The 12,862-nt window shown below is 53.2% G+C and carries 10 protein-coding genes; 3 read left to right on the top strand and 7 right to left on the bottom strand.

All coding sequences use genetic code 11. The annotated features are described in order from the left end of the window. Positions 1–24 precede the first annotated feature (24 nt). Both ACI48K_RS06110 and ACI48K_RS06105 read right to left on the bottom strand, forming a co-directional pair. Positions 25–1,086 (bottom strand): Gfo/Idh/MocA family protein, encoded by a 1,062-nt coding sequence (locus tag ACI48K_RS06110; protein WP_475026665.1) that lies wholly within the window; start codon positions 1,084–1,086, stop codon positions 25–27. Between the two features lie 38 nt (positions 1,087–1,124). Continuing rightward, positions 1,125–3,368: a pyruvate formate lyase family protein gene (locus ACI48K_RS06105; protein WP_475026664.1), complete on the bottom strand. Its 2,244-nt coding sequence runs from the start codon at positions 3,366–3,368 to the stop codon at positions 1,125–1,127. A 139-nt stretch (positions 3,369–3,507) separates the two neighbouring features. On the opposite strand from ACI48K_RS06105, the gene ACI48K_RS06100 reads away from it, so the two are divergent. Further along, a complete protein-coding gene (locus ACI48K_RS06100; protein WP_475026663.1) occupies positions 3,508–4,374 on the top strand; it encodes a helix-turn-helix transcriptional regulator in 867 nt (288 codons plus the stop codon). Positions 4,375–4,404: 30 nt separating this feature from the next. Here ACI48K_RS06100 and ACI48K_RS06095 read toward each other — a convergent pair whose 3' ends face one another. The 4 genes from ACI48K_RS06095 to ACI48K_RS06080 form a co-directional block, all read right to left on the bottom strand. Further along, a complete protein-coding gene (locus ACI48K_RS06095; protein ID WP_475026662.1) occupies positions 4,405–7,167 on the bottom strand; it encodes a GH36-type glycosyl hydrolase domain-containing protein in 2,763 nt (920 codons plus the stop codon). A 45-nt stretch (positions 7,168–7,212) separates the two neighbouring features. Further along, positions 7,213–8,130 (bottom strand): glycyl-radical enzyme activating protein, encoded by a 918-nt coding sequence (locus ACI48K_RS06090; RefSeq protein ID WP_475026661.1) that lies wholly within the window; start codon positions 8,128–8,130, stop codon positions 7,213–7,215. Between the two features lie 291 nt (positions 8,131–8,421). Then, positions 8,422–9,111, bottom strand: a complete 690-nt coding sequence (locus ACI48K_RS06085; RefSeq protein ID WP_475026659.1) for an SDR family NAD(P)-dependent oxidoreductase — start codon at positions 9,109–9,111, stop codon at positions 8,422–8,424. Between the two features lie 31 nt (positions 9,112–9,142). After that, positions 9,143–9,715 carry a TetR/AcrR family transcriptional regulator gene (locus ACI48K_RS06080; RefSeq protein ID WP_475026658.1) on the bottom strand — a complete coding sequence of 191 codons (573 nt, stop codon included), beginning with the start codon at positions 9,713–9,715 and terminating at the stop codon, positions 9,143–9,145. A gap of 168 nt (positions 9,716–9,883) precedes the next feature. On the opposite strand from ACI48K_RS06080, the gene ACI48K_RS06075 reads away from it, so the two are divergent. Both ACI48K_RS06075 and ACI48K_RS06070 read left to right on the top strand, forming a co-directional pair. Continuing rightward, positions 9,884–10,471 (top strand): TetR/AcrR family transcriptional regulator, encoded by a 588-nt coding sequence (locus tag ACI48K_RS06075; protein WP_475026657.1) that lies wholly within the window; start codon positions 9,884–9,886, stop codon positions 10,469–10,471. A gap of 99 nt (positions 10,472–10,570) precedes the next feature. Continuing rightward, the gene (locus ACI48K_RS06070) at positions 10,571–11,947 is read left to right on the top strand and encodes an MFS transporter (protein WP_475026656.1); all 1,377 of its coding nucleotides are present in this window, start codon (positions 10,571–10,573) and stop codon (positions 11,945–11,947) included. A gap of 5 nt (positions 11,948–11,952) precedes the next feature. Here the strand turns inward: ACI48K_RS06070 and ACI48K_RS06065 are convergent, their stop codons facing one another. Next, complete coding sequence (locus ACI48K_RS06065; protein ID WP_475026654.1) at positions 11,953–12,786, bottom strand: oxidoreductase; 834 nt, start codon at positions 12,784–12,786, stop codon at positions 11,953–11,955. Between the last annotated feature and the right edge of the window lie 76 nt (positions 12,787–12,862).

Here is a 12,862-nt window from a genome sequence, read left to right as displayed (position 1 = left end):
TTCCCCCCATTTAACGAGGGCGGTTCAGTGGCGCAAATCGACCAGCTTGCCGCTTTCCGAAGAAAGGTAAGCGCCTTCAATTACCCGCAGCGCCTTCAGACCGTCCTTTCCGCTTACATAGTCCGTTTTGACGCCATGTACTGCGGCAAGAAAATCGTTCAGGCATTCGAGATAGCAGATTTCATAACGCTCGTCGCCCTGCCAGTCGAAATATTCCCGGCCTTTGATCCCTCGGCCGGATACCTCAAGCTGCGGGCTCTTCTGGTAATGGATGGAGATTTCACCCTCCGTGCCGACGATCAGGCATTCCTCCTGGCTGGACATTGGAGCGTACCAGCCCGGCGCGTGCCAGGTGCTCTCAATAGTGACGATTTGTCCGCCGTCCATGGTCACCACGCAGACGCCGTAATCGTCCACCGCCAGCTCATGATGCTTCAGCTTCGCTACCTTTCCGAACACGCTGACCGGTTCGCTGCCGAGCAGATAACGCATGATGTCCGTATAATGGATGCCGTGATCGTTGAAGCCCCCGTATCCGCCCCGCTTCGGATCGACGTACCAGCCGGGCTCTTTGACGCCCGGGGAATCGGTAATGAAATCCAGCGGGCAGCGAATGGAGATCTTCATCGTCAGCGGCTTGCCGATCGTTCCTTCTTCAATGAGCCGCCGAGCTTTGATGTAGGGCGGCAAATAGCGGATCAAATAAGCCATCATCAGCACCACGCCCGCCTTGTCAGCCGCGGCGATCATCCGCTCCGCCTGCTCCGTCCGGATCGAAATCGGCTTGTCGAGAAGAACGTGCTTCCCGTGGGCGGCGCAGTCCAATACATCCTGCTCATGGGTACCGGTGTCGCTCATCACAAGGACGGCGTCTACCTCCGGGTCGGCGAACAGCGCTTCCCGCGAGGGGTAACATGAGGTTAGGCCATATTTGGCGGCGAAGTCTTCCGCCTGTTCCGTACGTTCGTCATATACGCCTGCCCAGACGATGCCGGGGACGTCTCCCCGCGAAATATAGTGCGCCATGGGATAAATATGATAATGGTTGTGCAGTCCAAGTACAGCCACGCGAAGCCTTTCGGTCATTGTTTTGGTCCCCTTCCTCATGTTAATTAATGATCAGATCAATACGTATTTCTGCTTAATACTTCCTCCTGCACATCCTTCGTCAAATCGATGAAACGGGCGCTGAAACCGCCGACCCGCACGAACAAATCCGTGTATTTTTCGGGTTCCTCCATAGCCTTCTTCAGATCGTCGCGATTGACGACCGTAATCATGGCCTGGTTGCCGCCTTTGCGGAAATAGGTTTTCAACAGGGCTTCGAATCGCGGCCGGTTTTTGATAAACAGGTCTTTGCCGAATCTCATGTTATGAACGGCTCCCGCATGAATCGAGTGATCCGGCTTGACGATGGAATTGATCATCGCGGTAACGCCCTTTTTGTCGTTCCCGCCGGCAGGCGTATTGGCGTTGGCCATGGCTCCCCCGGCTTTGCGGCCGTCCGCCGAAGCGCCGCCCCACCGGCCCAGCGTCGTGTTCATGTCGTTGTTGATAATGACCGCCAGATAAGAATGAAGACCCGTTCTCAGCTTCTGGTCGCGAATCGTATTGCAGACGAAATCATGCACCTTGACCAGCATGGCGTCGGCCTCTTCATCGTCGTTGCCGAATTTCGGGCATTCCACCATCAGCTTATACTCTTTCTCAAAGCCTCTGAAGTTATTGTCCAATACCTCAAGCAGCCGTTCCGGAGACAGAAGCTTCCGGTCATACACGAGCTCTTTGATCGCCGTCAGGCTATCCGCCGTATTAACGTTGCCGTAGGTCTCCAGCGTTCCGCCAAGATAGCGGATGCCGCCCGCGAATATGCCTTTGCCGCTTTCCAGGCAATCGTCGTAGAACATGCTCATGAACAGATACGGAGTGCTTTCCCCCAGCACCTTGTATTCCAGTTCTTCATGATCGGCCAAAATTTCGGTAAAATAGGTTACTTGCTTTTGGTATGCCGCAAACAGATCGTCAAAGCTTTGTAAGTCTTTCAATTCCCCTGTAGGCAATCCGGCGATCATCCCGGTGACCGGGTCGACGCCGTTATGAAGAGTCACTTCGAGCGCTTTTAACAAATTAATGGAGCCGCTTGGAGTCCCATAGCTGCGATGGTTCAGTACATACTCGCCGCAGCCGAATGGAACGTAGTGCTCGGCTTCGGACTCGGGCACCTCGAAAGCCTTGCTGACTGCAGGAATATTAACGTCGTCGTTGTAGAGGAGCGGGAAGGTGCAGCCTTCTCCAAGCACCGTAACGGCCTTATCCAGCAGTTCCGGATTCATGCCCTCATAGCAGCGCAAGGTAAGTTGCGGCAAAATGCCGCGCGCCCGGCTGGAGGCTTCCATCGCAAGCAGCGCAAAGCGGTCGGCATTCGCCTCGTTCGGGCGGCCTTTGCCTCCGATAATCACCCGTCCGTCCACTTTGACAATCAGATCGCCGATCAGCTTCCAGACGGATATCACCATCTTCAGCGCTTCCTCTTCGCTCATCACCCCTCTCTCGAGATCGCGAACATAAAAGTCGCCAAGGTAAACGTCCATCCGCCCGAATTCAAGCGAACCGCAGACGGTGGAATACAACCAGGCGAGCTGCAGCGCCTGCCGGAAGGATGCCGGTTTGGCTTGCGCAATATGGGCGAGAGTTTCCGCCATTTGCAGCAGTTCCTGTTTTCTTGCGCCGTCCGGCAGCGCTGCGGCGAGGTCAAGCGCCTCGGTTTCATAGTGGAGGCAGACTGCAACGAATTGATCCAGAGCCATCAACATCGCTTCGAACAGCTTGACGTCTCCGCCTTCCGCGGACGCTTTGGCAAGGTACGACTCCACCTCCGCCTTGATGCCGGGAACGCCCAATTTCATCAGCTTTTCGTAATCAATGTAGACCCCCGCCATCCGGTACAGCGGCGTAGCGATTTCGGGCTCGTAATGAAACGGAAACTCCGCGATCTTGTCTTTGCACAGCACCTTGTTCATTTCCGGAGTGAAGGCGGCTTCAATCTTCCGCGTCGTCGTTTCCTTTCTCCAGAATTGCAGCATATCCATGACTCGCTCCCGCTGCTCCGCGCTCATCCGTCCTTCCATGACGGCTTCCACAATAGCCATTTCATTGCAGTAGTAGCCGAAGCCGCCAAACTGCGGGCTAAACCCTACAAAGCCATACTTGACGCGTCCCGCGATCAGGTCGCCCTCCTCGATGCCGGTCAGAATGGAAGGAAACTGTTCCTTCAGACACATGGCTTCCCTGATGGCCGGATGTTCGTGTTGATATTTGCGGTAAGCGTCGGTGAATCTTAACTCCATGGAAAAATCCGTGCTTATCACGATACTGACCTCCTTGATGGTTTTTGATTTGCGTCTTTACGCTTTAATCATAGATTTTAAAACGATTTTTCTCTTGTCTTGCCTTGATTTGTTCATTGTGCTAGATTGATTTCAAGAACATGGAGAGGATGATCCCGGGATGACGGTACAGCGGCTGCGTCTTGACGATTACAGAAAAGCGGGCCTGGAGTCCAGCGGAAGCTTTTTTACTTCCGTAAAGTTTATTTCCGCCGAGCATTGTCACGATTTCTTTGAGCTGTGTCTTGTCACGGAAGGCAAGCTTATGCATTTCTGCAACGGAAGACGCGAGCTGCTGCAGCAGGGGCGTTTCCTCTTCATCCGGCCGGAGGATGTGCACTACTTCCAAAGCGTGGAGGAGCAATATTTCCAGTTCGTCAATCTGGCCATCGCGCCGGAGGTTATCCGCGATCTGTTTGCCTTTCTGGGAGAAGGCTTCCGGCCCGCCCGTTTTCTGGATTCCTCCCATCCCTTGTCAACCGAGGTGCCCAAAGCTGAACTGGAGCCGCTGAAGGCTTCGCTCGAGCCGTTTGTCATGATGGCGCATTTGAACGACAGCATGGTCCGGACCAATCTGAGAGCCGTGCTGGTCAGCCTGTTCACCCGTTACTTTCCTTTAAAGCTCTGGGAGAACAAAACCTCGGTCCCGCTCTGGCTCGATTGGCTGCACAAGGAAATGCAGCAGCGGGAGAACTTCACCGGCGGCATCGCCACCATGCAAAAGCTGGCCTGCAAGTCGCCGGAGCATCTGTCCCGGGAATTCAAGAAGTATTTCGGCATCACGCCAACGGTGTTCATCAACGACACTCGCTTGAATTACGCCAAAAGCCTGCTGACTTACAGCGACGAGAAAGTGATCGACGTTTCGTACGCCTCCGGCTTTCAGAACCTCAGCCATTTCTGCCATGAATTCAAGAAGAAATACGGGATGTCGCCCACCGATTACCGGGATCTCCATCAGAAGCTGATCGGGCTCGAAAAATCATGACAAGCCTGGCTTTTATCGGCTCCTATCTCCTTATCGTCCCAGCGTAACCTCTACCGTCTGTTCTCCCTCTGCGGTAAACATCGCTTCCAGCCGCGTCCGCTCAAGTTTGGCCTCCTTCGGGCTGTCCGCTTGCGCGAACGATGCCTCTTGACTATTGACCGCGATGCGAAGTATGCGATATTCCTCGTAGTCGAGTCCTTCAGGATTGCGGTAAACCAGGCGGACTCTTTTCCCGAGGAACCCCGCCGTAGCTGAAGCCTCTCCGTTTCCGTCAAACTGTTCTTTCACCAGCCTTGGCGCAATTTTCAAATCGCCGTATTCCCCTTTGAAGCCGAACATTTCGGTCAATACCGTCATCAAGAGCCAACTGGCGGAACCGGACAAGTAAGGATACATGCCCCGGCCTTCATGGGAAACGTATTCGGGCAGGCCCGGATAGATCTTCGCCCGCTCCGTGTCGTTCGGCAGTTCGCAGAGGGTGCGGAATACCTCAAACGCCTCTTTGACGAAGCCGCGCCGGTACAGGCCGTTCATAAACATGACCACCATGTGATGGAAGGTGCCTCCGGTTTCTTTTTCCCCGTATACCACCGCATAACCCCGTCCGAAATTCAGCGTGTTAGGCCCAAGCGGAGTCGTAAGCCGGAATCCTCCGGTATGCGGATCCTTGAGAATCGACTTTGCGGCCGCAAAAGCCCGCCCGGTTTGCTCTTCGGTGGCCGCTCCCGACATAATGGCGAAAGTCTGAGCCGTCAGGTTCATGCGCGGGCCGTTCTCGCAGTCGCCGTCCACCCGTTCACCGTCATTATTGTAATAACCGTTGAAAAATCCGTAGCCGCTCTCGGAATCGATCCATTCCGCTCCTCTGACATGGCTCAGCACCCAATTCCCCATGTCCCGCAAATCCGCGGCCAGGGCTTCGATCGGAACCTCGGTCGTCTCTCCCGAAATCGCCGGCTGGGCCGCGGCAAAATACGCCTGCAGCCGCCCTTGCTTCGCTTCCGGCGACTCATAATCGACCTTGCCGTTTAAACCGGTCAACGTCAGCAATTCGCGGAACAGCTTAATGCTGTCGACCTTATTCACTTTTTTGTAATGCAGAAGAAGCTCGGAGATGGACAGCAGGTTCCAGCCATAAAAAGCCGAGAACGGCACCGTTTCCCCTTTTTCATTGGCCATATCCAAAAGATCGTTCCAGTCCGCGTCCTCCAGCTTCATATTGTTGTGCTCCCCGACATTGTGGAAGCAGGTCAGATGCTGCACCAGGACGTGCTCCAGCAGCGTTCCCGTATACGGCTCGCCGTCCGCGGTTTTTTGCTGCGTTCCTTCCGCCGGTTTCCAGCCGTAATCCGTGGACTTGGCCCGGTGAATCTGATGATCCTTCCAATAGGGCAGCTCGTGGAAAAAGATGTCCAAATCTCCGGTCTGGTCGGCATACAGCTTGACCGTGAAATACGGCCATACGCCGTGATCCATCCAGACGCGGGAGATTTTGTTGCGGTCGGCGGAAAAGCGGCCGAGCCCTTTCTCGATGATCGTAGCGTTGCTGCCGTCGAGTCTTACCCCTCCAAAGCTGGAAGACAACGTATCCCGCATCTCATCCGGGCTTTGAAGCAGCAGCGCCAGACAATCCTGCCACAGATCGCGCCATCCCCGGCCGCCCCGGCCGTAGTCGAAGTGAGGCAAGAAGGAGTTTCCGTAGATTTTGCGCAAAATCGGCTGCAGCGCCACCCAATGCATCCAGGTATCGAAATGGCTGTCCGCGGTGTGGAAGGAGATTCGCTCCACTTTCTCCAGCCAGTAACGGCGGTTGTCCTCAAGCGCCTGCCGCACCTTGGCTTCGCTGCCGTACCGTTCGATGCAGCGGAGTACCTCCGCTTTGTCCTGCGTCACTCCCGAAATGACAACATATCCCTTGGTTTCCCCGGGCGACAGCTTCGTTTCCCCGAAACGGATGGCACCCACCGTCTCCATGCCGTCGCGGCGATTCGGAGGCGTCACATAGGGCGGCAGATTTTTGACGACGGCCTCCGGCCAGTCGAGCGCCCCTTCCTCGCCGATAAACTCGGCGATCGTGGGAAACTGGCCGATCGGCTTTTCGCCGTCCTCGCCCACGGCCAGCGCGAAATATATCGTTTCGTTCGGCTTGTGTCCCCGTTCATCATGGATAATGGCAGGCTTCACCGTCAGCCCGTAGTCGTTCATTTCAAGGCGGTGCGCCAAAGAAGTCCAATGATTGTGGTCGCGCTGATTATCCGCCGAACGGCCGTAGATAGGAAGCGCCGTTGTTGGCGTAAGATGAAGCGTGTCCTGTGAAGTGTTGGTGATGCGCACCCACATGATTTCCACCGCATCGTCCGTCACCGGGGCAAAGCTGGTAATCTCCGATTTCAGGCCGGCCGCCAAGTCTTCCCGAACCAACGTATGGGCCAGGAACGCACCGCGAATGGTTGTATCCGTGCGATCCGCCCCCGTGAACAGGCCCGACTGCTGCCGGGCCGAATTCCCGGTCAGGGAGTAGGCTCCCAGATTACTGCCGTACACCCAAAAATTGCGGGCCGAACGGGTATTGTGCAAATCCGAGAGCACCAGCGGCAGCCGCAAAAACGTATGCTGTCCGGTGGTCGCGTCCCCATGGAGCCTTGGCGTCACCGAACCCATCATCCCCGCCTCATTGCATAGCGGGAAATAGAGTTGGCTCAGCGTGTGCGGATTTTTCCACTCAAAGCTGCCTTCCTCATCCGTAAACACCCAGTTGGTTTGCTTGGTCCTGCTTTTGTCGGTCATCTGCATCCTAGAATCCTCCATCACTTTTAAAAATAGTTTTTTTCCGCGCTTCTACCTTATTTCCGCCCGTTCGCATCCGAGCTCATTCAGCAAGCAATGCCACCGCTCTTTCCGCTCCTCGTCCGCCGACTTTAAGTCGCCAAGCGGCATTGTCAGCCCGACCTGCGATCCCTTGGACACGCCCATATTGTGGTAGGGCAAAATCTCAATGCCCTCGAGGTCCGGGTATTTGCGCCCAAGCTCCGCGATGCCGCGGAAATGCCCCTCCGAATCGTTTACGCCGGGGATCATCGGGCAGCGTAAGATCAGCTTCGCTCCGCTGCCGTAAAGAAAATCGAGATTAGCCAAAATTCGCTCATTGGGCACCCCCGTCAAAGTCTGGTGCTCCTCCGCATCCGAGCTTTTATAATCGAACAGGAAAACATCAACCCAAGGCAGCGCTGCGGCATAGCTGTCCCGCGAAGCATATCCGCAGGTTTCCACACAGGTGGAAATGCCCGCTTCCTTGCATTTGCGCAGAAGCTCCAGCACGGGGCCGGGCTGCATCATGGGCTCTCCCCCGGACAAAGTGACGCCGCCTCCCGACTGCTCGTAAAAGTCCCGGTCATGCTCGATTTCTTCCAGCAGCTCATCCGTGTCCATTTCTTTTCCGATTATTTTTAAAGCCCCCGCCGGGCAAACCCGAACGCATTCGCCGCATGTTCTGCACTTGTCGAAGTCAACCGTATGCTTCCCGTTCTCATTCCGGTGAGCCCCGGACGGACAAACCGCGACGCAAGCCATACAATCGATGCATTTCTCCATGTTGAACGAAAGCTGAGGTCTGATTGACCAGGATTCCGGGTTATGGCACCACTGGCATCGAAGCGGGCAGCCTTTGAAAAAGACGGTCGTCCGAATGCCCGGCCCGTCAAACATGGAGGCCCTGAACACATCGAAAACCATTCCTTTTTTCCCTGCTGTCGGCATGTTGGCCACCCCCTTGTTCTACATGTTTCGTCATTGATTAGACCGCATCGTGTTCCAAAATAAGGTAAGCGCTTGCAAATAGTTCATTACGCTTACATTGTAGTCTTCAGGAAAGCTGGAAATCTTGTTATTCGTTGATGATTAAATTGTGCTGCATTGATTTTTGCGTCAAAGCTTGGCGATAAAAACGCAACAAGCCCGTGAATCTCCGCATAGGGAAATCCACGAGCTTGTACTATTGTATATATGATGAATTCAGAAGAATTCCTGATACTATGAAAGTTTCATTGTTCAGACGCTGGCGCTCATTTGCATTTGCTGCATAATTCCTTGCGGGTATGTAGCTTCCGGTACGGATTTTTTAACATACAAATCATACCAGGCTTCGGCAACGTCATCCGGATTAAAATTGCTGCCTTGCTTGATCAACGGGCTGATGGACAAATGGCCGACATAGACTCCCGAGGTGCTTAACTTATCGTGCAGGCTCAAAACATAATTACGCAAGCCGGACATGGCAATGCCCACATTCCCGAACATCGGCGTAGGGAACATCGCCGACAGATCCGTCGTAAACAGGAGCGCCCCGGATTTTCGGTTCATCATATCGGGAATGACTTCCCGGGTGCTTGTAATCGCGCCGAGCACGAGCTTATTGAAGGCTTCGCTTGCGTCTTCCTCATCGGTTTCCAGCGCCGGAGTAAGCGATATGCTTCCGCTTGGTGGGCTGTATTCCAGCACTTCGATTTCGCCGAATTCTTCCCGTATGCGCCGGATCGCTCCGACGAGCTGTTTCCGATTCGAAATATCCGCGGCAAACCCTTTGGATATAATGCCTTCCTTGCTTAATTGTTCGCTATACCGGTCCAGCTTGTCCTGCGACCGTGATACGAGCGCGACCTGGAAACCCTCATGCCCGAACTTCTTGGCCAAAGACATGCCCAGTCCCGGTCCGGCCCCGATAATTACCAAGTTTTTCATAGTTACTCCCCTCCAACTCCTGAACTTTGTTTTATTTCTGGGAGATCGCTCCCCAAAAGGCGTGCCATCCATCCGTTTTGTACGCCTCTAATTGTTTATCATCCTTCAGTGCCAGATCGATCACCAACTCGGCAAGGGATTCCATGATTCCTACCAGCAGTTCGACAGGCATCTTGCGCAAAATGCCCGTTCGAAATCCCTGATCGATCATTTCCTCAATGCACGTAAAAATGACCCTGCCGGACTCGCGCGTATCCTCCGTCAGTTTGTCGGAGACGATCAATTGGCGCAATGCTTTGCATTTCGCAGGAGACTTGGCTCCCCACTCGAAGTATCGGTTCCAGAAATGCCGGCACTGATCCATCAAGCTCGCTTCATCGGGAAAGTCGGAACTAACCCGTCCCTGCAGATCGTCTTTGAGATAAAGATACAGCTGGTTCAGCAGCTCGTCCTTCGTGCGAAAATAGACGAATAGCGTGCCGTCGGCAACACCCGCGGCCCTGGCAATTTTCGCGGTGGGCGCCCCAAGTCCCTGAAACGCAAACGCGTCGATGGCCGCCTCCAGAATGGCCGTTCTTTTTTCTTCACATAATGACCTTGCCATGAGTTCACCCCCTTTCAATAAATAACTGCCTGCTCACTCATTTTAGAATGGTAAATGTTTCATGTCAAATGCTTTTTTTCGAGTCGATATTTCTCCATCACAATCGGACACAGCGACCATCCATGGCTTCGGATAGTTATTGACTGCTCATTCCATAATGAGTATGATATGAGCATGAGCAGACCAAGAGAGTTTGATTATGACAAGGTGTTGCAGGCTTCAATTGAGGTTTTTAGAGAGCATGGTTATAACGCTTGTTCTTACGAAATTTTGACGAAAGGAGTGAAATTGAAAAGGCAAAGCCTTTACGGCGCTTTCGGCGATAAAAAATCACTGTTCGAAAAATCGCTGGCGCTGTATTATGACAAGCATCTGGAAAGTTTTCAAGAGTTGTTGAACGAAGGCTCTACGGCGCTTGAAGCTCTTCGATACTGGCAGCAGCATCTGCTTGCTTCTTTTGGAGACAAGAAGTTTGGTTGTCTGATCGTCAATTCGGCAATGGAGCTTCCGAATCCGGAGTTTAGCAACGTGAAAAACACGTTTTCCGATATGATCCAAGGGATGCAGGCTCTTCTCTATCCTGTCATAGAGAAAGGTCAACAGGAAGGATCCTTCACGCGTAAGCTCTCAACTGAACAGATCACCACCCTCTTGACCAACGCAGTCGTAGGACTGCGTGTAATGATTCGGGCCGGAGTGCCTGAAGAACATCTCAAAATGACATTGGACGCCGCCGTGCAATCCATTTTAGTGTAGCTGGTCGTCCGGTTTACTTACCTCATTAATGAGGTTTTTTCGCCTAATTATTGAATGTACATTCAATAATATCTCATCTAAGAAAAAAAGGGGATCTTTATGCAAAATCGGACGTACAAAATCATTTTGTTTATTTTATGTATCGCTGTTTTTATGGGTAGCCTGGACATTTTTATCGTGAACGTAGCTTTAAACAATATCGGAAAGGCCATCGGTCAAGGTTCGCTTTCCAACTTAAGCTGGGTGCTGAGCAGCTATGCGATCATATATGCCGCTCTTTTGGTACCTGCAGGAAAATGGGCGGACCGGTTTGGGCAAAAGAATGGATTCATTTGGGGTTTGGCATTGTTTACCTTATCCAGTCTCGGAGCTACGCTCAGCGGGAGCTTATGGATGCTGATCATGTTCCGCAGTACACAAGCTGTCGGAGCTGCGCTCTTGACGCCAAGCAGCTTGGGGTTACTGCTGACAGTCATGCCGGATCAGCAGAAAAAACGCGCGATTCGCATCTGGGCGAGCAGCGGCTCTCTTGCGGCTGCTGCGGGCCCTGCAGTGGGAGGATTCCTGCTTGAACTGTCCTGGCAATGGATCTTTGTTATCAATTTGCCGATCGGGCTCTTCGCCATTTTCTCAGCTCTCAAATATGTTCCCGCTACCAAGCAAAACTCCACGTCCGCAATGCCAGATCTATTGGGCGGTTTGCTGCTGGCCGTCTCCATCGGCGCCCTATCATTAGGACTTGGAAAAGGTCAGGACTGGGGCTGGGCGAGTTTCTATACCTGGAGTAGCTTTATTGTATTTGTTCTTGCTTTTACAGGATTTATTATTCAATCCCGTCGTCATCCGTTTCCGATTATCGATTTCTCTTTGTTTGAGAACAGGCTGTTCACTTGGTCAAATGTAGGGGCAGCGCTCATTAATGCTGCCTTCGCCATTGAGCTGCTGTCCCTTATTCTATATCTGCAAAATGTTTGGGGTTGGTCGACGCTGACAACCGGACTGGCCATATCCATAGGTCCCTGCATGGTTTGGCCGTTCGCAGCCATTGCCCAACGCCTTGCCAAACGCGTGTCCGTCAACATCATTGCGGCAGTAGGGACATTGCTTATCGGTCTGGGCCCATTATTATTTGTGCTGCCGATCCATGGACCCTCCAACTTTTGGACTCAGTTTTTTCCCGGCTGGCTAATTATCGGGATCGGGTATGGCCTCGCCCTGCCGTTGATGGTTTCTTCCGCAACTATTGATCTTGCACCAAACCAGACCTCTATCGGCAGCGCAGTTGTAAGCATGTCACGACAAATCGGCGCCGTATTTGGCACCACGATTCTTGTTGTCGTTATGGGCCTCTTCGTCTCTAAAAGCCAGTCGTTTGAAGCAAGTTGGTACACAGCAGCGGTAATTTCACTGATCGGGGCATTTGCAGCACTCGGAATTGCGCAGAAACGCAGCCAAGTAAAAATGGTCAACACATAACGGAGTTAACCGACAATATCTGTCGAGACCGACAAGTCGCGCCATTCGTTCGTCGTTGATTGCAATGAAGCCGCCTTGTCGTACATGACCTGGGCGGCATCGGAACCGGCAGCGAAACGAACCGGGGGTTCCTCTGCATTCGCAAGTTCGACCATCGCCCGGCCAAATGCAGCCGGATCCCCGGCCTGCCGATGATTGTTATCGTCGTTAGCCTTCGTGGCAGCCGCAGTCACCTCCGCGTAGTCGTCGATCGAAATGTCCGAATGAGCGACGGAGCTCCGGTCAAGAAAATCCGTTCTGAAAGTGCCCGGGTAGACGACAGTCGCATGGATGCCAAACCGGGGAAGCTCAAGGCTGAGCGATTCGGACCATCCCGCCAGCGCAAACTTGGACGAACAGTAGATTGACGCCGTATCGAAGCCGATCACGCCGCAAATCGACGAGACCGATATGATGTGCCCGGAGCGCTGCGAGCGCATGATCGGAAGCACAGCGCGCGTAACGGCAAAGGCGCCGAAAACATTCGTTGAAAATTGCCGCTCGATGGAATCGGCCGATAGCTCCTCAAATGCGCCGAGAAGTCCATAACCTGCGTTATTGACGAGAACATCGATGCGCCCGAATCGCTGAACCGCAGAGTCAACGGCGGTCTTAATCGACAACGTATCGGTAACATCGAGTTCCAATGCAAGCACGCGGCTGTCATCAGAACCGATTGCTTCAATAATTTTTTTCGCATTACGTCCGGTCGCAACGACCTGATCGCCTGCGGCAAGCGCAGCTCGCGCGGTCTCAAGCCCAAGTCCGCGGGACGCTCCGGTAATAAACCATGTTTTCATTGGTCTCCACTCCTGCCTCCAAAATAGTAAATAAACATAAATCTAATAATGTATTCATGTTTATTATACAAAGATT

It is taken from the genome of Paenibacillus terrisolis (genome assembly GCF_056171975.1).
Note: the sequence above shows the minus strand (reverse complement) of the source record. Positions and strands in the feature narration are given on the sequence as shown.